Source organism: Streptomyces coelicoflavus (assembly GCF_045041415.1).
In the GTDB taxonomy this organism is placed as follows: domain Bacteria; phylum Actinomycetota; class Actinomycetes; order Streptomycetales; family Streptomycetaceae; genus Streptomyces; species Streptomyces coelicoflavus.
On record NZ_CP108218.1, the window covers coordinates 3,063,592 to 3,089,190 of the forward strand.

Annotated in this window: 20 protein-coding genes and 1 pseudogene; 7 read left to right on the forward strand and 14 right to left on the reverse strand. The window is 70.0% G+C overall.

The genetic code is table 11. From position 1 onward, the window contains the following. Positions 1–277 precede the first annotated feature (277 nt). Entirely contained in the window at positions 278–1,006 is a 729-nt protein-coding gene (locus tag OHA99_RS13365; RefSeq protein ID WP_405695877.1) for a Mut7-C RNAse domain-containing protein, read from the forward strand. Positions 1,007–1,015: 9 nt separating this feature from the next. Here OHA99_RS13365 and OHA99_RS13370 read toward each other — a convergent pair whose 3' ends face one another. From OHA99_RS13370 to OHA99_RS13405, 8 genes are all read right to left on the reverse strand, one after another. Continuing rightward, positions 1,016–3,058, reverse strand: coding sequence for a thioredoxin domain-containing protein (locus OHA99_RS13370; RefSeq protein ID WP_405695878.1), 2,043 nt, complete (start codon positions 3,056–3,058; stop codon positions 1,016–1,018). 154 nt (positions 3,059–3,212) lie between these two features. Continuing rightward, complete coding sequence (locus OHA99_RS13375; RefSeq protein ID WP_405695881.1) at positions 3,213–4,865, reverse strand: DUF262 domain-containing protein; 1,653 nt, start codon at positions 4,863–4,865, stop codon at positions 3,213–3,215. Between the two features lie 17 nt (positions 4,866–4,882). Then, positions 4,883–5,920 (reverse strand): hypothetical protein, encoded by a 1,038-nt coding sequence (locus OHA99_RS13380; RefSeq protein WP_405695883.1) that lies wholly within the window; start codon positions 5,918–5,920, stop codon positions 4,883–4,885. Beyond that, a complete protein-coding gene (locus OHA99_RS13385) occupies positions 5,910–7,172 on the reverse strand; it encodes a DUF3696 domain-containing protein (RefSeq protein ID WP_405695886.1) in 1,263 nt (420 codons plus the stop codon). Before OHA99_RS13385 ends, OHA99_RS13380 begins: the two co-directional genes overlap by 11 nt. A 329-nt stretch (positions 7,173–7,501) precedes the next feature. Continuing rightward, positions 7,502–8,005, reverse strand: a complete 504-nt coding sequence (locus OHA99_RS13390; RefSeq protein WP_007444204.1) for a nucleoside deaminase — start codon at positions 8,003–8,005, stop codon at positions 7,502–7,504. Between the two features lie 195 nt (positions 8,006–8,200). Beyond that, the gene (gene xdhC, locus OHA99_RS13395) at positions 8,201–9,010 is read right to left on the reverse strand and encodes a xanthine dehydrogenase accessory protein XdhC (protein ID WP_366472602.1); all 810 of its coding nucleotides are present in this window, start codon (positions 9,008–9,010) and stop codon (positions 8,201–8,203) included. 1 nt (position 9,011) lies between these two features. Continuing rightward, positions 9,012–11,432 (reverse strand): xanthine dehydrogenase molybdopterin binding subunit, encoded by a 2,421-nt coding sequence (gene xdhB / locus OHA99_RS13400; RefSeq protein ID WP_366472603.1) that lies wholly within the window; start codon positions 11,430–11,432, stop codon positions 9,012–9,014. Continuing rightward, a complete protein-coding gene (locus OHA99_RS13405; protein WP_366472604.1) occupies positions 11,429–12,922 on the reverse strand; it encodes an FAD binding domain-containing protein in 1,494 nt (497 codons plus the stop codon). Before OHA99_RS13405 ends, xdhB begins: the two co-directional genes overlap by 4 nt. A 560-nt stretch (positions 12,923–13,482) precedes the next feature. Between OHA99_RS13405 and OHA99_RS13410 the strand changes: the two genes are divergently transcribed. Beyond that, positions 13,483–16,776, forward strand: coding sequence for a tetratricopeptide repeat protein (locus OHA99_RS13410; protein ID WP_366472605.1), 3,294 nt, complete (start codon positions 13,483–13,485; stop codon positions 16,774–16,776). A 58-nt stretch (positions 16,777–16,834) separates the two neighbouring features. Here OHA99_RS13410 and OHA99_RS13415 read toward each other — a convergent pair whose 3' ends face one another. Both OHA99_RS13415 and mca read right to left on the reverse strand, forming a co-directional pair. Beyond that, positions 16,835–17,071 carry a hypothetical protein gene (locus OHA99_RS13415; RefSeq protein ID WP_179232321.1) on the reverse strand — a complete coding sequence of 79 codons (237 nt, stop codon included), beginning with the start codon at positions 17,069–17,071 and terminating at the stop codon, positions 16,835–16,837. Further along, on the reverse strand, positions 17,064–17,945 hold the full coding sequence (mca, locus tag OHA99_RS13420; RefSeq protein ID WP_153178205.1) for a mycothiol conjugate amidase Mca: 882 nt from the start codon (positions 17,943–17,945) through the stop codon (positions 17,064–17,066). Before mca ends, OHA99_RS13415 begins: the two co-directional genes overlap by 8 nt. Positions 17,946–18,075: 130 nt before the next feature. Here mca and OHA99_RS13425 point away from each other — a divergent pair, with 130 nt between their 5' ends. Both OHA99_RS13425 and greA read left to right on the forward strand, forming a co-directional pair. Next, complete coding sequence (locus OHA99_RS13425) at positions 18,076–18,474, forward strand: DUF4307 domain-containing protein (RefSeq protein WP_003974010.1); 399 nt, start codon at positions 18,076–18,078, stop codon at positions 18,472–18,474. 180 nt (positions 18,475–18,654) lie between these two features. After that, positions 18,655–19,152: a transcription elongation factor GreA gene (gene greA, locus OHA99_RS13430; protein WP_153178206.1), complete on the forward strand. Its 498-nt coding sequence runs from the start codon at positions 18,655–18,657 to the stop codon at positions 19,150–19,152. Positions 19,153–19,253: 101 nt separating this feature from the next. Here the strand turns inward: greA and OHA99_RS13435 are convergent, their stop codons facing one another. The 3 genes from OHA99_RS13435 to ilvA all read right to left on the reverse strand — a co-directional run bounded on the left by OHA99_RS13435 (position 19,254) and on the right by ilvA (position 22,505). Continuing rightward, entirely contained in the window at positions 19,254–20,111 is an 858-nt protein-coding gene (locus OHA99_RS13435) for an ABC transporter permease (RefSeq protein ID WP_003974012.1), read from the reverse strand. Beyond that, entirely contained in the window at positions 20,108–21,115 is a 1,008-nt protein-coding gene (locus OHA99_RS13440) for a daunorubicin resistance protein DrrA family ABC transporter ATP-binding protein (protein ID WP_003974013.1), read from the reverse strand. Before OHA99_RS13440 ends, OHA99_RS13435 begins: the two co-directional genes overlap by 4 nt. Positions 21,116–21,275: 160 nt before the next feature. Next, positions 21,276–22,505, reverse strand: a complete 1,230-nt coding sequence (gene ilvA / locus OHA99_RS13445; protein WP_164383432.1) for a threonine ammonia-lyase — start codon at positions 22,503–22,505, stop codon at positions 21,276–21,278. 163 nt (positions 22,506–22,668) lie between these two features. Here ilvA and OHA99_RS13450 point away from each other — a divergent pair, with 163 nt between their 5' ends. The 3 genes and pseudogenes from OHA99_RS13450 to OHA99_RS13460 all read left to right on the forward strand — a co-directional run bounded on the left by OHA99_RS13450 (position 22,669) and on the right by OHA99_RS13460 (position 24,365). Further along, positions 22,669–23,175, forward strand: a complete 507-nt coding sequence (locus OHA99_RS13450; RefSeq protein WP_165684969.1) for a MarR family winged helix-turn-helix transcriptional regulator — start codon at positions 22,669–22,671, stop codon at positions 23,173–23,175. A gap of 157 nt (positions 23,176–23,332) precedes the next feature. Continuing rightward, positions 23,333–23,827 (forward strand): annotated as a pseudogene (locus OHA99_RS13455) (RNA polymerase subunit sigma-70); the annotation flags it as partial. A gap of 280 nt (positions 23,828–24,107) precedes the next feature. After that, complete coding sequence (locus OHA99_RS13460) at positions 24,108–24,365, forward strand: hypothetical protein (RefSeq protein ID WP_165684971.1); 258 nt, start codon at positions 24,108–24,110, stop codon at positions 24,363–24,365. A gap of 24 nt (positions 24,366–24,389) precedes the next feature. Here the strand turns inward: OHA99_RS13460 and OHA99_RS13465 are convergent, their stop codons facing one another. After that, positions 24,390–25,544, reverse strand: coding sequence for a cystathionine gamma-synthase (locus tag OHA99_RS13465; RefSeq protein ID WP_153178211.1), 1,155 nt, complete (start codon positions 25,542–25,544; stop codon positions 24,390–24,392). Between the last annotated feature and the right edge of the window lie 55 nt (positions 25,545–25,599).

A 25,599-nucleotide genomic window follows, 5' to 3' on the forward strand; every position in this document is an offset into this window, starting at 1 on the left:
CACCCCCTTCACGGCCTGCGGCCGGGACACCGTGCCGTCCCGAACCCTGCAAAGGACCATACGTACGACAGCCGCACACACACCCGCCGATACCGCAACCACCACCCCCACCAGCGATCACAGGCACACGTGTTCGCTTTGCCATGGGTCATGCTGGTAGCCATACGGGCGCTCCACGCCCGCATCCGGGCTACGGCGACGCTCCGCGTCGCCATACTCGGATGCGATTCCTCCCCGGCGTGAACGCCGAAGCCTCCTCGCGAGAATCAGGTAAACGGTGAACGGTCCCGAGATTCGCGTCGAGTTCGCCCCCGAGCTGCACCTGTTCGTCCCGCGCGCCCGCCCCGCCGGCGTGGCCCGCGCGGCCGCCGACGGCGTCTCCACCCTCGGCCACCTCGTCGAGTCCCTCGGCGTTCCGCTCACCGAGGTCGGCGTCCTGCTCGTCGACGGCCGCGAGGTCCCGCCCGGACACATCCCGGCGGGCGGCGAGTCGGTGCGCGTACGGCCCGTCCGGCACCCCCAGCGCGTGCCCGGCGCTCCCCTGCGGTTCCTGCTCGACGTGCACCTGGGCACCCTGGCCCGCCGGCTGCGGCTGCTCGGCGTGGACACGGCGTACGAGTCGACGGACCTCGGAGACCCGGCGCTCGCCGCGCTGTCGGCGGCCGAGCAGCGGGTCATGCTCAGCCGCGACCGCGGTCTGCTGCGCCGCCGCGAGCTGTGGACCGGCGCCTACGTCTACAGCACCCGCCCCGACGAACAGCTCCAGGAGGTCCTGGACCGGTTCCGGCCCGAGCTGCTCCCGTGGACACGGTGCACCGCCTGCAACGGACTGCTCCGTGCGGCCACCAAGGAAGAGGTGGCGGAGCAGCTCGAAGGCGGGACGCGGCGGTCGTACGACGTCTTCGCCCAGTGCGCCGACTGCGGACGCGCCTACTGGCGGGGCGCGCACCACGAGCAGCTGGAGGCGATCGTGGAGCGCGCCGTGAGCGGCACCCGGGACGCCTGAGCGGGCCGCCTAGCCGGTCGGGGCGGCGCCCAGCGCGGCGCGCAGCCGCTCGGGGTCGGTGGTCGGCGCGTCGCAGGTGAAGTTCCGGCAGACGTAGGCGGCCGCCGCCCCGCCCACCAGGGGCCGGTCTGCGAGCAGCGGGAACTCGTCGCTCCCCTCGGTGCCGAAGGCCACGACCGCTCCGGGCGCGGTACCGAGCAGTGCCGTACGGTGCAGCCCGCGCGCGGCGGGGTCGGCGGGCGCCGGTCCGACGACGGCGACCTCCCGGGGCCCGTCGAGCAGGGCCTCGGCGGCGGCCAGGCCCCAGCCGATGAAGCGCGGGACGCGCGGGCCGAGCGCCTTCACCACGCCGAGGGCGTGCTCGGCGGCGGTGCGGTGGGGCTCGGAGCCGGTGTGCGCGGCGTACGTGAGCAGGGCGGCCGCGGCGGCGCTCCAGCCGGACGGGGTGGCGTTGTCGGTGGGGTCCTGCGGGCGGCGGATCAGCTGCTCGGCGTCGGCGGCGGTGTCGTAGAGGGAGCCGGACTCGTCCGTGAAGCGGGTCAGGACGTGGTCGAGCAGGAACCCGGCGAAGTCCAGCCACACGCCCTCCCCGGTGACCGACGCCAGCGCGAGGAAGCCCTCGGCCACGTCGGCGTAGTCCTCCAGCACCCCGGCGTTGGCGCCGGGCCTGCCGTCCTTGCTGGTGCGGGTGAGCCGGACCTGCTCGTCGAGGTGGAGGCGCACCAGCAGGTCGGCGGCGGCGACGGCGGCCTCGACCAGGTCGGGGCGTTCGAAGTAGGCGCCGGTCTCGGCGAGCGCGGCGATCGCCAGGCCGTTCCAGGCGGCGACCACCTTGTCGTCCCGGCCCGGTGCGGGACGCCCGTCGCGTGCGGCCAGCAGCCGCTCCCGGACCGACGCGATCCGTGCGGCGTCGAAGACGCCCTCCTGCTGCGGCAGTTGCAGCACGGAGGCACCGTGCTCGAAGGTGCCCTCCTCGGTCACGCCGAAGTACTGCGCGGCCAGTTCCGCGTCCTCGGCGCCGAGGACCTCGGTGAGCTGCGCGGGCGTCCACACGTAGTACGCGCCCTCGACGTGCTTGCCCGTCCCGTCGTCGCTGTCGGCGTCCAGCGCGGAGGCGAACCCTCCCTCGGCGGTGCGCAGTTCCCGCACCATGAAGTCGGCGGTCTCCAGGGCGACGCGGCGGGCGAGGTCCGATCCGGTGGCCCGCCACAGGTGGGCGTAGACCCGGCACAGCAGGGCGTTGTCGTACAGCATCTTCTCGAAGTGCGGCACGACCCACTCGCGGTCCACGGAGTAGCGGGCGAAGCCGCCGCCGAGCTGGTCGTAGAGGCCGCCGCGGGCCATCCGCTCGCAGGTGTCGGCCGCCATCTGGAGCGCGCCCTCGGCGCCGGTACGGGCGTGGTGGCGCAGCAGGAACTCGATCACCATGGACGGCGGGAACTTCGGCGCCCCGCCGAACCCGCCGCGCTGCGCGTCGTACTCCCGGGTGAGGCCGAGCAGCGCCTGCCCGAGCTGCTCCTCGCCGGGCGCCTCGGCGTCGCCGTAGGAGATCTCCCGTCCGGCGAGGTCCCGCACGATCTTCCCGGCGACCTCGCTGACCTCGTCGCGCCGCTCCGCCCAGGCCTGCTGGACGCCCTGGAGCACCTGGCGGAAGGAGGGCATGCCGTGCCGGGGCTCGGGCGGGAAGTAGGTGCCGAAGTAGAAGGGCTCGGCGTCCGGGGTGAGGAACACGGTCATGGGCCAGCCGCCCTGACCGGTGGCCGCCTGCACGGCCTCCATGTAGACGGCGTCGACGTCGGGGCGCTCCTCGCGGTCGACCTTGACGCTCACGAAGTGCGAGTTGAGGTACTCGGCGGTGGGCCCGTCCTCGAACGACTCGTGCGCCATGACGTGGCACCAGTGGCACGCGCTGTAGCCGACGCTCAGCAGGACGGGGACGTCGCGCCGCCGGGCTTCTTCGAAGGCCTCGGGTGACCAGGGCCACCAGTCCACCGGGTTATCAGCATGCTGGAGGAGGTAAGGGGACGTTTCGTGGGCCAGTCGTTTCGGCATGGTCTCCATCCTGCCCCAGTGCCCTTGACCCGCCGGACAGCACACATTAATCAGACGCCCAACGGCTCACCGCCTGACGGAGCAGAGCCACCAGCGACGAGCCCACGGTCGGGACCTATTCCTGCCACGCCCCCGCCCTCTGCGTTCGAAGCGGTCACTCGGTGTCGATATCTGCCTCACCGAAGTCCTGCTCGGACGGAAGGATACCCAAACTCTCGATGAACTGCTTCTCTCGGGCTGCTACTTCATGCTGACGCACTGCGATGAAATCAGCGTAGTCGTCGGCCTTCAGCCTTTCGACCGATGCAAGGCTGACGCCGTGCGAATCCAGGATGTCGGTACGGCCTTCTTCGGCCAGCTTGATCAGCGCCTGTCGGATCGACATGCCGGGCGGCGTCGCCATGACGATCCGGTTGGCGGGGCTAGAGGCTCCTCGCACCCTGCTCTGAGTGATGATGTGTCGGTAGGTTTCACGATGCGCCTTCGCCAGCTGATCGGCGACGTTGATGCAACTTTCATCGGGATTCTTACGGTCTGGGAAAGTCTGCAAATCCCAGAGGAGGTAGGAGCGCACGCGCGCACTACGGAGATCGAATCGCTCCGGGAAGGCGCGAGCCCGTTCCCCCGAGTAGTCAAGCTCATTTGCGCCCGCCGCAAAGGCTTTCATTTCTTCGATGAACTTCCGCACCTGAGTGGTATTGGCCCCGGCGAAGGTTCCAGCAAGCGAGGTGATCCAGAACCAGTCGCGGAGCCTACTCCGCTGCCCTTCTGCCACCTGCCCCGAGAAGTGGAAGAAGACAGCAAGCAGCATGATCTGGATGTTGTACGGGACCAGGCGGGCAAGTGGGACCTGAACCTCATTCTTCAGGAATTCCACTACCTCCTGCAATGTGCGGTCAGTCTTTTCCACCGCACCCATAAGCTGCCCCTGGACCTTGCGCGCCATCACCTCCCAAGATGTGTTTTGCACGTCCTCCTCACCAGACAATGCAAGTACGATCTGGAAGATCGTCATGATCGGGATCTCACCGAACCCGGAGGCCGCAATCCGCTCCTGAATCTCCTCCATCTTGTCACTCAAGGTTTCCGGACCAGTAGTTCCGTATGTCAAAGCTGACACCATTTGGTCGGGACGCATCTTCTGGCCGCTACTGTTGATGCGGGAAAATACTTCCACAGCCTGCTGCAGAGTACCCCCCTGCATACGCACGACGGACACCTTGTAATTCTTTACCCGCTGAGCGATGCGTTCGCCTTCATTCGTGAGACGGTCGGCCTCGTCCCGGTCATACGTATCAGACAGTTGACGCGCATACCCAAGGAAGTCCAGAGTGCGCAGAACAGATCGCATAGGGAGGTAATTGTCCGGAACCCTTTCCCCACTTTTCCAGTGACGGTAGCGCACACCATCGTGATCCGCTCGATCCAGCGGTCGATGTACCCACCACATCCAGTCTTCCTGCATGAGGGACCGAGGAGCATCGGCCGACCGGTGGAGGACTCCGAAGAGCGTCGAAAGTCGTTGATGGCCGTCCAACACGTAAGCCACCTTCCCGCCTTCCGGCACCGGCGGGATATCGCGCCCACCGATGGAGTCAAGACTCGCGAGTGGCATGGAGGTCTCCCAGATCAGAAGACTGCCCACCGGATATCCGCGCTCCATGCTGTCGAACAGCTGCAGCATCTGCTCGGGACGCCACAGGAAGGGACGCTGAAACTTCGGCACCCGCAATTCACCACGAGCAACCCATTCCAGCACTTGCTCAAGGAACTGAACCTCTGGAACGACTGAGATATCCTTGTCCATCGTACCTTCCTCCATGGTCAGATCACGTTCCGGATCTTACCGAACATCGACCGCAGCTCCTGCGTTGCCTCGAGCCCAAGACCGTTCAGGTCGGCCTCTGATATCCCGCCGGCCCGCACTTCCTGAAAGAACAGTCCTGGCAAGTCTGTGCCGAATCCTTCGCAGAGAATAATGAGATCCCGCTCGTGCACATCATCGTAGAGACCACGGTGCTCGGAGGGCACGTGGAAGATCTTCCCCAACCTTCCCGAGTGTCGAGGCTTTCTGTCCGCATTCAAAGAACCCCTAGGAAGCTTTGCCTTGAACCCGTACTTCATGTCGAAGTGGGCTCGCTGATCTGCCGAGAGTTTCTTGAGAGAGTCCAATCGCTTTGCCATGCCGGCCTGCGCTCTTGACTTCTTGGCCTGCCGAGCCAGGACACGATTGGGAATATAGTTCTCCATCTCGCGGAATCTCAGAACGTGAGTACGGCCACCTTGGCGCTCCACGGTACTGGCCTTCTCGTGACTGGCTGTCTGTTCTCCCGGATGGAAACTGTCACTGTCGATCACCAAGACCACGCGTTTGGTCCTCGTGAACTTTTCGAGCTGCTCAACGGCGTGACGGATGGCACCATCCTTTCCGCCTCCGTTGTATACCTCCAACCGGTTGGCCTCCTTGGCCTGGACGACGTCTTGACACCCCAACAGGTTCGCCAACGCCTCGATCATCTGCCAGTCATATGACGCGTTCTCGACAATGAGCAGGGCTGGGCGTTCAAGGTCGCGCACGTCGCTGTTCAGCGTTTCCCGGCTCACTCGAACCACGCCTGAACCATTATCACGCGGCGCCCAAGCGTAGGATTTTCCACTGGCCTTTTGTGCGAGGAGTAAATAAACCTGGGCGAAGGTCGGCGCATGACGCTCGAAGAACTCTTTAACGACATCTACATCACGCGGGGAAACTTCCCATTCATGCCTAGCTTCTCTGAAGAAACGGATCAACTTCAGGACAAGTTCCGTGTTTTCATTTCCCTCTCGATCCTTGAAGAGGTCGACCGGAATTTCAATCCGCATCTTCGATCCGATTCGCCTGTGCATCCGCAAGGGCGCGCACTTCTTCAAAATCTTCCGAGAATACGCCTTTCGGCCAGTAGTCGATGTTACCGAGCGTGTCCACTTCAATCTTGCGCAGATACGCAGAGCCCTCCTCCTGCTCCACGAAGTAGATTTTGAGGTCTTCCGCCTTCAGTTGCTTCTCTGCCACTCGTCGACGTAGGCGCAGAAGGAAGTTCTCGCTGTGCGTCTCCACCAGGAAACGAACATTTGAATCTCGCGCGGCGTCGATGTACAAGTCTGCAATCGTGGCGTGCGCAGAGGGGTGGAGATGGAGCTCTGGCTCTTCCACGATTTCGATCACGGGGTGGGGAGGCGGTTCCGCCCTGTCTGCTGCTCGCTGAATCAACAAGGGAAGGAACTGGACCACTCCAGTACCGACGTCGTCGAGGTGAACGAAAATATCAGGATCGCGAGTTGAATGGAGGCGAGGAACGTACATGCCCGCTCCGACGTCCGTGACAACGAAATGCCAACCAGGCAGCATGTGCGCGAGCAGGTTGTTCAGCTCGCGCGAGACGCGCCCTCGGCCGCGCATCTCGTCTGTGACAAGGATGCCCAGCGCCTTTTCCCCCCTACTTCCGACACTTCCAGAAGAGCGGGATGTGGCTCGGAAGAAGCGTTCCGGACCATCCCTGAACGGGCCTAGATAGCGAATATCGTCAAAATCTTCACGCATCCGCCTTGAGACTTGGGCAACGCCACCCAGGGAGTCCGACCAGTCGGACACATCAGGAAGGAGTCCGCGGAATGATAGTTTCCTCTCACTCCGACCGACACGATACGTGCGCTTCTCTGATGAATAGGCGTCTGGTCCGGGAACCCAGAAGAATTCTTCACTTTCCATACCACAGCGGATTTTCAGGGAAGAGACCAACTGGGTCCCCTGGTCAGCGATATTCTGAATGTCGACTTCGGCATTCAATTCTTGACCATCCGACATTCGGGACGAGAATCCCACAGAGATGCGCCCGTGTGGCGACGAGCCGTGAATCAGGTCAGTAAATGAGGATGCGAACCCCTGGGCGGGATCCAAGTCCAATGGGTACGGAGAGTCGGTGCGAACCCCAGTAGACAACACCGGAAGGGCTCTTACAATCGCACTCTTTCCAGCGTTGTTTCTGCCCAATACCACTGTGATTCTGCCAAGCTCCACCTCCTGCCTGTCCTTGAAGCAGCGGTAGTTCTCCAAGGAAAACCGCTCCAGCGGCATGTACACCCCTGTCTGCTCTCAGTAGGCCTGGCGAAGCCACGTCGAACGTGCCAAGCTCCGCTCTCTCGACCTCAGGCTAGCCGGGGAGCAGTGCCTCCGGGTATCGATACCGGGAGCGGGCGGACGAAACAGGGAACCTTCGGAAGCAGGAGTCCAGGCCTCACCTACGAAGGCTGAGCCGGCAGCGCCGGGTCGCCCGCGCAAGTCGACTGGGCGTGTTCATCCTTGCGCACGCGCAGCCGCCCCGCCCGTACGCCACTCGGAAGGGGCACACGGACGGGGTGGTTGGACCCACGAAGAGGCTCCGGCTCAGGAGCAGCGACTTCTTCTCAGTAGTCGACGCGGTCGGTCTTGGCGATCCAGGCGTCGAACGGCTGGGTGCGGTGGGGCAGGTCGAGGTGTTCCACGGTCATGGGCCAGTTCGCCTGCGGTCGCTTCTCGAACAGGTCGTAGAACTTGCGGTCGTCGAAGCCGGCCACGGCGGCGTCGTGGCGGTCGGCGGAGAAGACGAGGCGGTCGACGCGGGCCCACAGGGCCGAGGACAGACACATCGGGCAGGGCTCACAGGACGTGACGAGGGTGCAGCCCTCCAGGCTGAACGTGTCGAGCGTCTTGCAGGCGGCGCGGATGGCGCTGACCTCGGCGTGGGCGGTGGGGTCGAGTCCCGCGGTGACCTGGTTGTTGCCGAGGGCGATGATCTCGTCGCCCCGGGCGATGAGGGCGCCGAAGGGGCCGCCGCCGTTCTGGACGCTGGTGGTGGCCAGCTCGATGGCCTTGTCCATCCAGGCGCGCTCGAACTCGCGGATGCCGGTCTCGAGGGTGTCGGTGGTCATGCGTGCTCCTTCTTGGGCATGCGGCGTGCGGGAGGACGGCGTGCGGGCCGGGGCGCTTCGAGGGGAGGAGGCGTAGGAGCAGTACACCGCTCGGCGACGAGACCCGGCCAGGGGCCGAAAACATGAACTACGGACGGGCTGCGACCGCCGGTTCGTAGGTTCCTACAGGGGCCGGCCACCGGTCCCGCAAGGGGGTCACTCCCCGTCGGCCTCGAAGGTGCGCAGCAGGTCCGCCGCGACGCTCACGGCGATGGTCGCGGGCTCCTTGCCGGTGATGTCGGCCAGCCCGATCGGCGTCTTGATCCGGTCGATGACGGCCTCGCCGTGGCCGCCCTCGGTGGCGAGGCGCTTGCGGAAGCGGGCCCACTTGGCCGCCGATCCGATGAGTCCTATGGACCCGAGATGGTCCGTGCGCAGGGCCGCGTCGCACAGGGCCGCGTCCTCGGCGTGGTCGTGGGTCATGATCAGGACGTGGGCGCCTCGGGGCAGCTGAGCCAGCACCTCCTCGGGCAGCAGCGGCGTGTGGTGCGTGTGCACCTGCGCCACCGCGTCCGCCAGCACGCCGAGGCGCTCCTCGGTGAGCATGTCGGAGCGGTTGTCGACGAGGTACAGGTCGAGGTCCTGACGGGCCAGGACGCGTGCCAGTTCCAGGCCGACGTGGCCGACGCCGAAGATCGCCACCGCCCGGACCACCGGCAGCGGTTCGAGCAGGACGGAGACGGCGCCGCCGCAGCACTGCACGCCGTGCTGGTTGGTCACCTTGTCGTTCAGGGCGAAGTCGAGCAGCTCCGGTTCCGCCTTGGCCGCGGTGATCATCTCGCGGGCCCGGTCGATCGCCACGGCCTCGACGTTGCCGCCGCCGATCGAGCCCCACGTCTCGGTGTGTCCCACGACGAGCTTGGCTCCGGCGTCGCGCGGGGCGTGGCCGCGCACGGTCGCGACGGTCACCAGCACGCCGGACTCCCGGCGCGCCCGCAACCGCGCGACCGCGGCGACCCACGTCATGTCAGGCACCGCTCAGCGCTTTCACACCGGCGCGGACCCGGCCGCCGTCGGAGGCGGCCTCGTGGCGGGCGCCGCCGCTCCCGGCGGTGCCGGCCTGCCGGGCCGACTCGATCGCCCAGTACACCGCCTCCGGTGTGGCGGGCGAGGCCAGCTCGACGCCGGTCCCCTTCGGCCCGAACGCGGCGGCGGCCTGCCGCAGTGCCTCGCGCACCGAGAACGCGAGCATCAGCGGGGGCTCGCCGACCGCCTTGGACCCGAAGACGGCGCCCTCCTCCGTGGCGTTCTCCAGGAGGGTGACGTTGAACTCCTCGGGCATCTCCGAGAAGCTCGGCAGTTTGTAGGTGCTGGCGGCCTGGGTCAGGAGCCGGCCGCGGTGCGGGCCGTCGCCGGTGTCCCAGCGCAGGTCCTCCAGCGTCAGCCAGCCCGCGCCCTGCACGAAGCCGCCCTCGATCTGGCCGATGTCGATCAGCGGGGACAGGCTGTCGCCGACGTCGTGCACGATGTCGACCCGCCGGATCCGGTAGGCGCCGGTGAAGCCGTCCACCTCCACCTCGGTCGCGGCGGCGCCGATGGCGAAGTACTTGAACGGCGACCCCTGGAACGTCTTGGCGTCCCAGTGCAGCCCCTCGGTCCGGTAGTAGCCGGCCGCGGACAGCTGGACCCGCTGGAAGTACGCGGTGTGCACGAGGTCGTCCCAGGCCAGCTCCTTGTCGCTGCCCAGGGTGCGTGCGACGCCCTCGACGATGCGTACGTCCGAGGCGTTCGCGCCGAGCTGCGAGGCCGCCGCCCGCAGGAGGCGTTCGCGCAGTTGCTCGCAGGCGTTCTTGACCGCGCCGCCGTTGAGGTCGGCTCCGGAACTGGCCGCGGTGGCGGAGGTGTTGGGCACCTTGTCGGTGCGGGTCGGGGCGAGGCGCACCTTGTGCAGCGGGATGCCCAGCGTGGTGGCGGCCACCTGGAGCATCTTGGTGTGCAGGCCCTGGCCCATCTCGGTGCCGCCGTGGTTGATCAGGACGGAGCCGTCCTTGTAGATCAGCACCAGCGCGCCGCCCTGGTTGAAGGCGGTGAGGTTGAACGAGATGCCGAACTTCACGCCGGTGATCGCCAGGGCCCGCTTGGTGTGCGGGTGCGCGGCGTTGAACGCGGCGATCTCGCGCTCGCGGTCGGCGAAGCCCGCCCGGTCCAGGACCTGCTGCCAGGCGGCGGTGATCCGCTCGGGCTGCGTGACCGGCTGCCCGTACGGCGTCGTCTGGCCCTGGCCCGGCCGGTAGAAGTTGCGTTCCCGCAGCTCCCGGGGGTCGACGCCGAGTCGCGGCGCGCAGCGGCCCAGGATGTCCTCGATCACCAGCATGCCCTGCGGTCCGCCGAAGCCGCGGAAGGCGGTGTTGGAGACCGTGTTGGTCTTGGCGATGCGGCCGGCGACGCGCGCGTTGGGGATCCAGTACGTGTTGTCGATGTGGCACAGCGCCCGGGCCAGGACCGGCTCGGACAGGTCCAGGCTCCAGCCGCCGTCGGCGACCAGCGTGGCGTCGAGGGCCTGGATACGGCCCTCGGCGTCGAAGCCGATCTTCCAGGTGGCGTGGAAGCCGTGCCGCTTGCCGGACATGGTCAGGTCCTGGGTCCGGTTGAGCCGGAACCGCACCGGACGGCCGGTCAGCTTGGCGCCGAGCGCGGCGACGGCCGCGAAGCCGTGCGGCTGCATCTCCTTGCCGCCGAAGCCGCCGCCCATCCGCAGGCACTGCACGGTCACTTCGTGGGCGGGCACCCCGAGCACGTGCGCGACGATCTCCTGGGTCTCGGACGGGTGCTGGGTGCTGCTCTGGATGAACACCTGCCCGTTCTCGTCGACCTGGGCCAGCGCCGCGTGCGTCTCCAGGTAGAAGTGCTCCTGCCCGGAGAACTGGAACTCGCCGGTGAACACGTGCGCGGAGTCGGCGAAGCCCGCGTCGACGTCGCCGTGCGTCATGACGGGGCGGGCGCCGTGGTAGCTGTCCGCCGCGATGGCGTCCTGGAGCGTGATGACCGAGGGCAGTTCCTCGAGGTCCACCTCCACCGCCGCCGCGCCGATCCTGGCCGCCTCCAGCGTCTCGCCGAGCACCCAGGCGACCGCGTGGCCGTGGAACATCACCTCGTCGGGGAAGAGCGGTTCGTCGTGCTTCATGCCCGCGTCGTTGACACCGGGCACGTCGGCGCCGGTCAGCACCCGTACGACACCCGGCACCGCGAGGGCGGCCCCGGTGCGGACGGCCGTGACCCGGCCGCGGGCCTTCATGACCTGGACGGGGTGGGCGTGCAGGACGTCCTTGGTGCGCTGGACCAGGTCGTCGGTGTACAGCGCGGTGCCGGTGACGTGCTGGACCGCGCTCTCGTGGGGCATGGAGACGCCGACGACGGGCTTCTCGGGACGCTCGGACAGTTGGCTCATGACGGCACCGCCTCGGTGGTCTGTGCGTACAGCTTCAGCAGGCTCTGGCCGAGCATCGCGGCGCGGTAGCCGGCGCTGGCGCGGTGGTCGCTCATCGGCGTGCCCTCGCCCCGCAGCACCTCGGCCGCGGCCTCGGCGGTCTCCGGCGTCCACGGCCTGCCCTCCAGGGCGGCCTCGGTGGCGAGCGCCCGGACCGGGGTGGCGGCCACGCCGCCCAGACCTATGCGCGCCTTGCGGACGGTGCCGCCCTCGACGTCGAGCGCGAAGGCGACGGCGACGCTGGAGATGTCGTCGAAACGCCGCTTGGCGATCTTGTGGAAGGCCGCGACCGGCGACAGCGGCAGCGGGAGGCGCACCGCGCGGATCAGCTCTCCGGGGCGGCGCACGCTCTGCCGGTAGCCGGTGAAGTACTCGGCCAGCGGGACCTCGCGTTCGCCGTCGGCGTCGGCGAGCACGAGCGACGCCTCCAGCGCGAGCAGCACCGGCGGGCTGTCGCCGATGGGCGAGCCGGTACCGAGGTTGCCGCCCAAGGTGGCGCCGTTGCGGATGAGCCGGGACGCGAACTGCGGGAACAGCTGCGCCAGCAGGGGCACCGTGCCGTCCAGGCGGCGCTCGATCTCGGTGAGCGTCAGGGCCGCCCCGATCTCGACGTGGTCGGACTCGACGCGCAGTTCCCGCAGTTCGGGCAGCCGGTCGACGGCGACCACGCAGTCCGCGCGGCGGGAGCGGATGTTGACCTCGACGCCCCAGTCGGTGCTGCCCGCGACCACGACCGCGTCGGGCCGCTCGCGCAGCAGCCGCAGCGTCTCGGCCAGGGTGTCCCTGCGCACGAACGCGCTGTCGTCCTGGCGGTACTCGGTGGCGACGGGCGCGGGCGAGGCCTGCTCTCGGCGCCGGGCCAGCGGGTCCTCGTCGGTGGGCGCGCCCACGGCGAAGGCGGCGTCGCGGATCGGGCGGTAGCCGGTGCAGCGGCACAGGTTGCCGCTGAGGGCGTGCAGGTCGAAGCCGTTCGGGCCGTGCTCGGCGTCGGCGCCGTCGCTGCCGTCGGCGCCCTCGGCCGTGTCCGGACCCTGCTCCGCGTGCGCGCAGCGGTCGGGCCGGTAGTACTCGCCCGCCATGCTGCAGATGAACCCCGGCGTGCAGTAGCCGCACTGGGAGCCGCCGCGGACCGCCATCTCCTCCTGCACCGGGTGCAGGACGGGCGGCGTGCCCGGTGCCTCGACGGTGGCGAGGCCCTCGGAGGTGACGACCTCCTGGCCGTCGAGCGCGGCGACCGGGACCAGGCAGGCGTTGACCGGCACCCAGTCGGTGGGCTTGTTCACCCCGGGGCGGGCCACCAGGACCGAGCAGGCGCCGCACTCACCCTCGGCGCAGCCCTCCTTGGTACCGGTCAGACCGCGCTCGCGCAGGAAGTCCAGGACCGTGGTGTGGGGCGCGGACGGTGCGATCGGGGCTTCTTTTCCGTTGACGGTGATCCGTGCCGCTACCATGACCGACCTTCATTTCGACTCGGGACACGTCGATTCATCATGTTCGCCAATTTCAGGCAGCTTTCTCTGTTCGGACGCGCCGCGTAAAAGAAACGGGCGCACACCGGCACGCGACAGCGGCATGCCGTGAAGAGGTGAAGAGATGGAGGGGAAAACCCCGGATGTGCCACGTGAGGGCACAGCGGAACGGCGTGTCAGCAGCCGTGCGCGACCCGGCCCGAAACCCACACGGTGCGGCGGGCGAGGCGACTCAGATCGGAGTTGGTGTACATCCGCGGTCGCCTCCTGTCGGTAGTCATGGGTCTGCTTCCCTGGCAAATTAGTGGCTTCGGTCACCGGGGTCAAGAGAGGAATTCGTCGAATTTCCCCGCCCGGCGACGGACCGGCGCGAATCCGGTGCCGGACACCCCTCCCCAGGGTCTCCCCACCGCAGGACACTTGACCCACGCACAACCGGGGAAGGACCCGGGGACGGGCCGGGAGGGCTCTGGGACGCCCGGGGGCACCGGGGCGCCAGGGGCGACCCGGCAGGACACCGATGCCGCCGGAGGGGGCGCGACATGCGGGACAGTCATCGGGCGGAGGCCGAAGGGCTGCTCAGGCGGGCCGTGGAGGAGGAGGTACGGCGCTCGGGCGGACGCACGGACGGGAACGTACTGCTCTCCCGCGCCCGGGCGGCGCTGGACGCGATGGCGGGGACGGCCGGCGAGGAGTACGCGGCCTACACCCACGCCCTCGACGAGGCCTCGGCCGGGCAGCTCACCTTCCGCCAGCGGTACGCCCGTGAGGGCGCCGGCACGCCCCTGCTGGTGGCCGCCGTGGCGGCGGTCGCCGCGGTGGTGGCCGACGTGGCGCTCGGCACGGGCACCGGCACCGCGGTGGGCGCGGGGGTGACGGTCGGGGTCGTCGGCGCGGCGGCGACCGTGGTGAAGGTGGTCGGGGCCCATGTGCCGGCCGCCCATCACCGCGCCGGGGCGGTCAGCCAGCCCGGCGGGCCCGAGCAGCTGCGGCTCCAGTGGCTCACCGCGCTGGAGGTGCGCGGCATCCGGCCGTTCCTGGACCAGCAGCGGATGCTCGCCGCGTCCACCGGGCCGGCCAAGACCGGGCCGAAGCTGCGGGGTGCCGACAAGAGCGCGGCCGCGCGGGGGCGCAGCGCGCTGGAGCAGTCGTTCGGGCAACTCCCCGTGGCGGACGGCCCGTTCGCGGGCCGGCGGCAGGAGATGGCCCGGTTGCGGCAGTGGGTGCAGGCGGCCCGCGCGAGCACGGAGACGAAGCCGACGGTGGTGGTGCTGCACGGGCCGCCGGGCAGCGGCCGTACGACGCTGGCGGTGCGGGCCGTGCACGAACTGCGGGACTACTTCCGCGGGGCCTGCCTGGTCGACCTGCGCGGGGACGGGTCCGCGACGGGCGGCTCGGGCACGGGTACCTCGGGAGCAGGCGGCTCCGGGGCGGGTGCTCCGGGCGCGGGTGGCTCCGGGACGGGCGGCTCACGGACGGGCGGTGCGGCGCCGCTGAGCACCCGGGACGCCCTGCTGCACCTGCTGAACCGGCTCGGTGCGCCGCGCGAGCAACTGCTGTTCCGGGAGCGGTCCTCCGCCGACCAGCAGGTCAGGCGGCTCAGCGAGCTGTACCACCAGCACCTGACGGGTGTCCCGGTCACCGTCGTCCTCGACGACGCCTCGGACCCCGATCAGGTGCGGGCGCTGGTGCCGGAGCGGTCGGACAGCCTGGTGCTGGTCACCGCGCGACAGGCGCTGCGGCTCCCGCCGGACCTGCCCGCCCGGGTGTACGACCTGCCCGTGGAGGCGCTGGACGCGGCGGGCGCGGAGGAGCTGCTGGGCGCCGCCGCCGAGGACGCGTCGGGCCCGTACGACGCCGAGTCGAGCGAGCAGATCCGGCAGCTGTGCGGCGGGCTGCCGCTGGCGCTGCGGGTCGCCGGGTCGTCGCTGGGCCCGCGCTCGCCGCGCGCGCTGGCGACCGACCTGGCCGCCTACGGCCCGGTGGAGCCGGTCGAGCGGGCGCTGTGGCTGCGCTACACCGACCAGTCGGAACCGGCCCGGCGGCTGCTGCGCCGGCTGGCGCTGGCGGGGCGTACCTCCCTGGGTGCCGCGGCCGCCGCCGCGCTGCTGGCCACGGACGAGACGGAGGCGACCCGGCAGCTGGCGGCGCTGTCCCGGGCGGGACTGATCGACCACGTACGCGGCAGCCGCTACCGCCTGCACGACGTGGTGCGCGCCTTCGCCCGCGCCCGCCTCGCCGACGAGGAGGAACCCGGCGAGCGGACGGCCGCACAGGAACGGCTCATCGCGAACTACGCCGAGCTGGCCGACTCCGTGCTGCGCCTGGTCGACGGCAACATGTCGACCCGCTCGAACCAGTTCGGGCAGTACGGCTTCACGTCCCTGGACGAGGCACTGCGCTGGCTGGACGACGAGTCGAGCTTCATCACGGCGGCGCTCAGGCACGCGGAGGGCGTCGACCAGGGCACGGTGCTGAACCTGCTGGGCGCGCTGTGCGACTACTGCCTGCTGCGCGGCGACCTGTACCGGCTGGGCGAGATCAACGAGCTGGCGCAGTCCGTGGACCAAGGGCTGCTGGTGCGCTCGGTGCAGTGGCGCACCGGTATCGCGGCCCGGCAGCTCGGTGAGCTGGACAAGGCGCGTACGACGCTGGCCTCCGTGGTCGACCTGTACCGGGACGCCCACCACGACGCCGGTGCCGCGCGGGCCCTGTGCTCGCTGGGGATCACGCTGCACCACCAGGGCAACCTGACCGACGCGGCGGCCAAGCTCCGCGAGGCGCTGGACCTCCAGGCCGCGCCGGAGCTGGCCACGGACCGGGCGTGGACGCTGCACGCGCTGGCGGCGGTGCAGCGCGACCGGGCCCGGCTGGCCGAGGCACTGGAACTGCTCACCGAGTCGCTGGTGCTGCACCGCGCGGGCGAGTCGGTGCACGGCCAGGCGTGGGCCCACTTCCAGCTCGGCCAGCTGCATCTGCGGATGGGCGACGTGCCGGGCGCGGAGGCGGACCTGCGGGCCGCTCTCGACCTGTACGGGCGCACCCAGGACGCCCGCGGCGAGGCCTGGGCGCTGACCCAGCTGGCGCGGGCCCGCCTGGTGGACGGCGACGCCCTGGACGCGGTGGACGAACTGCGGCGGGCGGCGGCCCGGCACCGCGAGAACGAGGACGCCCGCGGCGAGGCCTGGACGGTCTACTACCTGGGCCAGGCGCTGGAGGAGACCGGCGACCTGGACCAGTCCGTGCGCGAGCTGGAACGCTCCCGCACGATGTTCTCCCGGATGCGCGACGTGTACGGCCTGGCCTGCGCCCGGCACCACTCGGCGCGCGTGACCCGCGACCAGCGGGCCGCCCAGACCGGTTCGCTGCGCAACTCGGGCTTCGCCCGGCAGCTCCTGGTCGACGCGCGCGCCGACTTCCAGCGCATCGGCGTGGGCCACGGGGAGGCGTGGACGTGCCTGGAGCTGGCGGTCGTCGACGCGGGCAACGCCCGTACGCCGCAGGCGCTGGCCCTGTGCGACGAGGCCGCCGCCCTCTTCGCCGGGTACGGCGACCGGCGCGGCGAGGACTGGGCCCGCTTCCTGCGCTGCACGCTGCTGCCCTACGCCGCCCCCGGCGGGGTGGAGATCGGCACGGCGGTGGCGCAGGAGGAGCTGACCCAGCTGTCCCGCGCCCGGCATGCCGCCCGGGACACCAAGCTGGACGACTACGTGGACGCCTACCAGCTCCTCCTGGAGCGCGGTGTGCAACTGGAGGCGGGCTGGCAGGCCTGGCGTCTGGGCATGGTCCCGGGCCGCCAGGCGAGGGAGGTGATGGGCGTGGCGGTCACGGCCTGAGACCGGGGCCGCCCGCCCAAGAGGTGGCCCCGGGGCCCCGGGGCCCGGGGTCTCGGGGTCAGCCCCGCTGGGGCTTGGCCTCGGTGCCGCCGGAGGCGTCCTGCTCCGCCGGCTCCTTGAAGTCCACCTTGCCCATGTGCCGGTTCATGGACTTCATCAGTCCCCACACCGCCAGAGCCATCACGGCGAACACGATGAAACCGAGGACGCCGGGGGTGACCTTGTCCTCGTCGAGCTCGGCGAGAGTGACGAGGTGCGTCATTGCCAGGCTTGCGCTTGCACTCATGTCAGGCATTGTCGCGGATGCCCGCGAAGAGGTCGTCCTCGGGGAGGGAGGTTTCCACGAGCGACTTGGCCAGCTCGTACTCCTCGGTGGGCCAGACCTCCTTCTGGATCTCCATCGGCACCCGGAACCAGCCCCCGTCGGGGTCGATCTGCGTGGCGTGCGCGATCAGCGCCTTGTCACGGGTCTCGAAGAAGTCCGCACAGGGCACGTGCGTGGTGAGGGTGCGCTCCTTGCGCTCGAACTCCGCCCAGCGCTTGAGCCAGTCCTCGTAGGGCGACTCCAGGCCGCGCTCCAGCAGCGCGTTGTGCAGCGCCTCGGTGCGGGGCCGGTTGAAGCCCTGGTTGTAGTAGACCTTCAGCGGCTGGTACGCCGGTCCGTACTCGCTCTCCGGGTACTTCTCGGTGTCGGCCGCACCCTCGAACGCCACCATCGTGATCTTGTGGGTCATGATGTGGTCGGGGTGCGGGTAGCCGCCGTTCTCGTCGTAGGTGGTGATCACCTGGGGCCGGAAGGAACGGATCTTCCGCACCAGCTCACCGGCGGCCTTGTCGACGTCCTCGAGGGCGAAGCAGCCCTCCGGGAGCGGCGGCAGCGGGTCGCCCTCGGGCAGGCCGGAGTCGACGAAGCCGAGCCACTCCTGCCCCACGCCCAGGATCTCCCGGGCCTCGTCCATCTCCTTCTTGCGCACCTCGTGGATGTTCTCCTCGATGTACGCGTCCCCCTGGAGCTTCGGGTTGAGGATGGAGCCGCGCTCCCCGCCCGTGCAGGTCACCACCAGCACGTCCACCCCCTCGGACACGTACTTCGCCATGGTGGCCGCGCCCTTGCTCGACTCGTCGTCGGGGTGGGCGTGAACGGCCATCAGTCGCAGCTGGTCAGTCAAGACTCAATCCTCGGTCAGTCGGCGCCCCGGCGTGCAGCGGCGCAATCGCAGGCTTCTATAGTGACCGAATCGGGAGCGGAATAATTCCGGGGCCCGAGAACCCGGACCCGCTTCCGCGGAGAGGACGATCATGAGTACGGCGAGCACGCGGACTCCTCAGGGCCGCTACGGCCGCTCCTCGGACGAGCAGGCCGACCGCACGCTCAAGATCGTCGGCGCCGTACTCGGCGCGCTCCTGCTCGCACTGATCGGCTGGTTCGGCTACCACTACGTCGGTCAGAACAAGATCAGCGGCGAGCTGATCGGCTTCGAGCTCGCCGAGGACTCGGTGCAGGTGCACCTGGAGGTCCGCAAGGACGCCGGCGTCACCGGCTACTGCACCGTGCGCTCCCAGGCGGAGGACGGCGACGAGGTGGGCCGGGCGGACTTCCGCTTCGACGGCGACGACACCCGCATCGACAAGGTCGTCACCCTCCGGACCAAGGCCGCGGGGACGACGGCCGAGCTGCTCGGCTGCCATCCGGAGTGACCCAGCGGGCCCCGCTGGCGCCAATGCAGGCCACCTGACCTGCACTGACGGGAATCTGGTGGCTTATGTCCTCCCCCTTTGGCCACTGAATTGTTAGGCTCGTGGTTTCGCCCTTCCGTGAAGGAACATCCTTCTGGGTAGGGCGTTGATTTGTATTCCCAGTACCAACGAGGAGCACCCGTGACCCAGACCAGCGAGAACGTCACCTGGCTGACCCAGGAGGCGTACAACAAGCTCAAGGAGGAGCTTGAATACCTTACTGGTCCTGCGCGCACCGAGATCTCTGGCAAGATCGCCGCGGCTCGCGAGGAGGGGGACCTGCGTGAGAACGGCGGGTACCACGCGGCGAAGGAAGAGCAGGGCAAGCAGGAGCTCCGTGTGCGCCAGCTGACCCAGCTGCTCGAGAGCGCCAAGGTGGGCGAGGCCCCGGCCGCCGGCGGCGAGGTGGCGCCCGGCATGGTCGTCACGATCGCCTTCGACGGTGACGAGGACGACACGCTGGACTTCCTGCTCGCCTCGCGCGAGTACGCGAGCTCGGACATCGAGACGTACTCCCCGCAGTCCCCGCTGGGCTCCGGCGTCATCGGCCACAAGGTCGGCGACGACGCCGAGTACGAGCTGCCGAACGGCAAGATGGCTTCGGTGAGGATCCTCAAGGCCGAGCCGTACAACGGCTGACGCGCCGCCCACCGCCGACGAGCCCCCGGTGTCCCCGTGACGCCGGGGGCTCGTCGGCGTCCTGCCGCCTTGCCGATCGGTCGTGCCTCTCGGCCTCGCCGTCAGCCGGCCGCTCTGCGGTACTTGCGCACTGCCAGTGTCCTGAAGATCAGGACGATCACGATCGAGTAGGTAAGCGTCGCCCAGACCGGGTGCTGCATGGGCCAGGCGTCCGACTGCACGACGCCCGGGTTCCCGAACAGCTCGCGGCACGCCTGGACGACCGCGCTGAACGGGTTCCACTCGGCGACATGGCGGAGCCACGGCGTCATCTGGGTGGGGTCGACGAAGGCGTTGGACACGAAGGTGACGGGGAACAGCCAGATGATCCCTCCGGAGGTCGCCGCCTCCGGCGTCCGTACGGACAGGCCGATCAGGGCGCCGATCCACGTGAAGGCGTACCCCAGGAGCAGAAGCAGCCCGAAGCCCGCGAGCACCCTCCCGATGTTGGTCGGCTCCGCCGATCCGGTGCGCCAGCCCACGAGCAGCGCGACGATCGCCAGGACGAGCAGGGTGATCGACGTCTGCACCAGGTCCGCGACCGTCCGCCCGGTCAGCACCGCGCCTCGCGCCATCGGCAGGGACCGGAAGCGATCGACGAGCCCCTTCTGCATGTCGTCGGCGATGCCGGCCGCCGATCCGGCGGTGGCGAAGGTGACGGTCTGCGCGAAGATGCCCGCCATCAGGAAGTCCTTGTAGACGTCCGAGTCGGTGGTGCTGCCGACCTTGATGGAACCGCCGAAGACGTACGTGAACAGGATGACGAACATCACCGGCTGGATGATCCCGAAGAGGACCATCTCCGGGATCCGGGTCATCCGGATCAGGTTTCGGCGGGCGATGACCAGCGAGTCACGGACGGACTGGCCGATGGGGTTGGCGGACGCCGTGACCGGCGCGGCGTCGGTGGCGGCACTCACTTGGCGGTCTCCTTCTCCTGCTCGTGGTCGGCGTCGTCCGCCGAGCCGTTCGTCTCGTCCGCCGCCTCGGCCACGTGGCCGGTGAGGGAGAGGAAGACGTCGTCGAGGGTGGGGCGGCGCAGGCCGATGTCGTCGATCTCGATACCGCGGACGTCGAGTTCGCGGATGACCTCGGCGAGCAGCTTCGCGCCGCCCGTGACGGGCACGGTCAGCTTGCGGGTGTGCTCCTCGACCGTGGTCGAGCCCTTGCCGAATCCGGCGAGCACCTCGGAGGCCGTCGCCATGCGGCCGCGGTCGTGGACCACGACCTCGACGCGCTCTCCCCCGGTGCGGGCCTTGAGCTGGTCGGAGGTGCCCCGGGCGATGACGCGGCCGTGGTCGACGACCGCGATGTCGTGCGCGAGGTGGTCGGCCTCTTCCAGGTACTGGGTGGTGAGCAGGAGGGTCGTACCGCCCGCGACCAGCTGCTTGATGACCTCCCACAGCTCCTGCCGGTTGCGGGGGTCCAGGCCGGTCGTGGGTTCGTCCATGAACATGACGGGCGGGGAGACGACCAGGGCGGCCGCCAGGTCGAGCCGGCGGCGCATGCCTCCCGAGTACGTCTTGGTGGGGCGGTCGGCGGCGTCCGAGAGGTGGAACTGGTCGAGCAGCTCGGCGGCCCGCGCCTTCGCCGCCTTGCCCTTCATCTGGTAGAGCTGGCCGACCATGTGCAGGTTCTCGCGGCCCGTCAGGTACTCGTCGACCGCGGCGAACTGGCCGGAGAGGCCGATGGAGCGGCGTACCTCGTTGGGCTGCCTGAGGACGTCGATGCCCGCGACGACCGCCTTGCCGCTGTCGGGGCGCAGCAGGGTCGTGAGGCAGCGGACGGCGGTGGTCTTGCCCGCGCCGTTCGGCCCGAGCAGGCCCAGGACCGTGCCCTCGGGAACGTCGAGGTCGACGCCGTCGAGAGCCCTTACGTCACCGAAGGTCTTCACCAGGCCTTCGGCATAGATGGCGCCTGGCATGTGAGTCTCCACGTCGTCGGGGATTCTTCGGAAAGCCTAGGTTTGTACGTTTCGCCGCGCTCAGCGAGCGATTTACGACACACCATAACGCGATGTATCGCGTCTCACAATGCAGTTGCTCGAACGAGTGACGAAGTGGCCGCCGGTGCCCCGCCCGGACTCAGGCGATGACCGTGTATCCCGCTTCCCGCAGCGCCCGGCCGACCTCGGCGCAGTGCTCCGGCCCCTTCGTCTCCAGGTGCAGTTCGACCTCCGCCTCCGTGAGCCCGAGCCGCGGATGCGTTCGGACGTGGCTCACATCGAGGACGTTAGCGTCGACCACTGACAACACCCCGAGAAGCGTGGCGAGGGCCCCGGGCCGGTCCGTCAGCCGCAGCCGCACCGCCAGATAGCGGCCCTGCGCGGCCATGCCGTGCCGCAGCACGCCCTGCATCAGCACCGGGTCCACGTTGCCGCCGGACAGCACCGCCACCACCGGCCCGGCGAAGGCGTCCGGCGCGCTCAGCAGCGCGGCGACCGGGCTGGCCCCGGCCGGTTCCACGACCAGCTTGGCCCGCTCCAAACACAGCAGCAGAGCGGTCGACAGCTCGTCCTCGGAGACCGTGCGGACCTCGTCCACCAGCTCGCCGACGATCCCGAACGGCACGTCACCGGGCCGCCCCACCTTGATGCCGTCGGCCATCGTCGCCGGGTTCTCGACGGCCACCGGGCGCCCCGCGGCCAGCGAGGGCGGGTACGCCGCCGCGCCCTCCGCCTGCACGCCCACGATCCGCACGTCCGGCCGCAGCGCCTTCACCGCGACCGCGATGCCGGCCGCCAGTCCGCCCCCGCCGACGCCGACCACGACGGTCCGCACCTCGGGGCACTGCTCCAGGATCTCCAGCCCGACCGTGCCCTGGCCCGCGATGACGTCGGGGTGGTCGAAGGGGTGGATGAACACGGCGCCGGTCCGCTCGGCGTACTCCTGCGCGGCGGCCAGCGTCTCGTCGACGACCTGGCCGTGCAGCCGCACCTCGGCGCCGTACTCCCGGGTCGCGCTGATCTTCGGCAGCGGCGCCCCCTTCGGCATGAACACCGTCGACCGCACGCCCAGCAGCGACGACGCCAGCGCCACACCCTGCGCGTGGTTGCCCGCGCTCGCCGCGACCACGCCCGCGGCCCGCTGCTCGGGCAGCAGCCCGGCGATCCGCACGTAGGCGCCGCGCAGCTTGAAGGAGCCGGTCCGCTGGAGGTTCTCACACTTGAAGTGCACCGGGGAGCCGACCAGCTGCGACAGGTGCCTGCTGCCCTCCATCGCCGTCACCCGTGCCACGCCCGAGAGCATCTTCTGGGCTCCGCGCACGTCGTCGAGGGTGACGGGAGCGACCAGGGACGCTGTGCTGTAGCTCATGCTCCCCAGCATCGCAGTTCCCGGACGCCCCGCATGGTTGTGACCAACCTCCGAGACCCGCTTTGTCCGGCGCAGGTACGCCTTGCCGCCCGGCCGCGTACCCTGTCCCCCAATTAGCAGCCCTCCACGAAGTGAGCCCCCGGCCATGCCCACAACACCTGAAATGTCGATGGACATGACGACCGCCGGTGACACCGGTCTTCTCGAGACGCTCCAGCACGAGGTCGCGCTCTTCGCCCGACGCGCCGAACAGACCCGGCTCGGCGGGGTGGGACAGGTGCGCAACTCCATGGACCGCGCCGCCTACCTGCTGCTCAACCGCCTGGACACCGAGGGTCCGATGGGTGTGAAGGCGCTCGCCGCGAGCATGGGGATCGACTCCTCGACGGTCACCCGGCAGGTGGCCCCGCTCGTCGACACCGGACTCGTCAAGCGCACCTCCCACCCCGAGGACGGGCGCGCGGTGGTCCTCCAGCTGTCCCCGCGCGGCCTGGCGCGGCTCGAGGAGGTCCGCTCGTCCCGGCGTCGGCTCATGGCCGAGCTGACGCACGACTGGGCACCGGAGGAGCGCGAGGCGTTCTGCGCGCTCCTGTCGCGCTTCAACGGCGCCCTGTCCGCCCGTATGGCCCCGTCCGGCGTCGGGGCCACGGATACGCCGTCGGGCTCCTGAACGACCTTCGGGAGCGGTTTTCGGCGGCTTACGGGAGCGGGGTTCCAGGGGATTCCGCCGCTTTCGGGGGCGGCATTCGACCGAACCCTTGACCGGCGGGCCGCCCCTGGCCTGATATGAGACCTCAGGGGTCGTCGCCGTCCGGGCGGGAGGCGCGGTGCGAGACCGGCATGCGTCCCACAGTGCCCGCCGGGCCCGCGAGTTCGAGGCGTTCGTCGCGGGCGCGGCAGGGCGGCTGCTGCATGCCGCCACCCTGCTCACCGCCGAGGCCCCGGACGCCAACCCGCGCGCGCGGCGCCTGCTGGCCCTGAGCCTGGCCCATACGTACGCGGGCTGGGACCGGCTGCACGGGGAGGACCCCTACGACCGCGCCCGCCAGTACTTGGCCACCCGTTTCGCCCGCGAGATCTGGCACCGGTACGGCGTCCTCGGCCGGGCCCGCCGGCGTCCCGCGGGCCCCTTGGGCGGGCTCGCCCCGCACGAACGCCTGATCCTGGTGCTCAGGCTGTACGAGGGTGTCGCCGAGGAACAGGCGTCCGCGCTGCTGGGCCTGCCCGTGGACCGGGTCCGGACGATCTGCGACCGCGCGACGGCCACCGTGCTGCACCCGCAGCCGGCACCCGACCGGCCGGTGGCGACGGCGACGGCGGCACCGGCGGCGGCAGACGCAGCGGCAGCGGCAGCGGCAGCGGCAGATACAGCGACGGCGGATACGGCGGCCCTGGCAGAGACGACGGCGGCTGCGACGGGGAAGACGAAGACGGCGAACGCGAAGGCGGCGACGCCATGACGGACGGGGTGACCGGCCGGAGCGCACGCAGGGCCGAGCGCGCGACGGGCAGGACCACGGCCGTCACCGACGGCGGCAGCACGCCCGTCACCGGTAGCCGTACTACGGCCGGCACGCGCGCGTGGCGCGGCGGGAGGTGCCGGTGAACCGTCCCGGGCGCGAGGCAGCCGCGCGGCGGATCATGGAGCAGTCGCCGCCGCGGGTGCCGCCCGACCTCTATGCGGAGGCCGTCCGGCGGGGCGCGCGCATCCTGCGCCGCAGGAGGGCCGTCCGCCGCCTGCTGTGGCTGCTCCTGGGCGCCGCGGCCGTGGCGTTCGCGGTGTGGGCGCTGACCGTCCAGCCGTGGGTGGAGCCGCCCTCGGAGACGACCCCACCCGTGACCGGCTGGGAGGGCTGGTGAGCCCCGCTTCCCAGCCCCCGCTTCCTAGCCGAGCGCCTGCTGGAGGTCGGCCAGCAGGTCGTCGGCGTTCTCGATGCCGACCGACAGGCGCACCAGGTCGGAGGGCACCTCCAGGGCCGAGCCCGCCGCGGAGGCGTGCGTCATCCGGCCCGGGTGCTCGATCAGCGACTCGACGCCGCCCAGGGACTCGCCGAGCGTGAAGACCTTCGCGCGGTCGCACACCTCGACGGCGGCCTGCTCGCCGCCCTCGACGCGGAAGGACACCATGCCGCCGAACGCCTTCATCTGCTTGGCGGCGACCTCGTGCCCCGGGTGTTCGGGCAGCCCCGGGTAGAGCACGCTCGTCACGCGCGCGTGCCGGGAGAGCATGTCGGCGACCTTGGTCGCGTTCTCGCTGTGCCGGTCCATGCGCACGGCGAGGGTCTTGGTGCCGCGCAGCACCAGCCAGGAGTCGAAGGGCCCGGCGACCGCGCCCATCGCGTTCTGGTGGAAAGCCAGCTCCTCGCCCAGCTCCGGGTCGTCGACGATCAGCGCGCCGCCCACGACGTCCGAGTGCCCGCCCATGTACTTGGTCAGCGAGTGCACGACGACGTCGGCGCCCAGCGCCAGCGGCTGCTGGAGGTAGGGGGTGGCGAAGGTGTTGTCGACGACGAGCCGGGCGCCGGCGTCGCGGGCCACCTGGGCGACCTGGGCGATGTCGGTGATGCCGAGCAGCGGGTTGGAGGGCGTCTCCACCCACACGGCCTTGGTCTTCGGGGTGAGGGCGGCCCGCACGGCGGCGGCGTCGCTCGTGTCGGCCACGGACCACTCGACGCCCCACCGGGTGGCGACCTTGGCGAAGAGGCGGAAGGTGCCGCCGTACGCGTCGTTCGGGATCACCACGTGGTCGCCGGGGCGCAGCAGCGTACGCAACAGGCAGTCCTCGGCCGCCAGTCCGGACGCGAACGCGAGGCCGCGACGGCCGCCCTCCAGGGCGGCGAGGTTCTCCTCCAGGGCCGTGCGGGTCGGGTTGGCGCTGCGGCTGTACTCGTAGCCGCCGCGCAGCCCGCCGACGCCGTCCTGCTTGTAGGTCGACACCTGATAGATCGGCGGGACGACCGCGCCCGTCAGGGGATCGGCGGTGTTGCCCGCGTGAATCGCGAGCGTCTCGAAATGCTGACTGATGTGCCTGTCGCTCATGGGCACCGAGGGTAGCCGTGCGGAACGCCTCGCGCGTTTTCCACAGGGCGGGGGA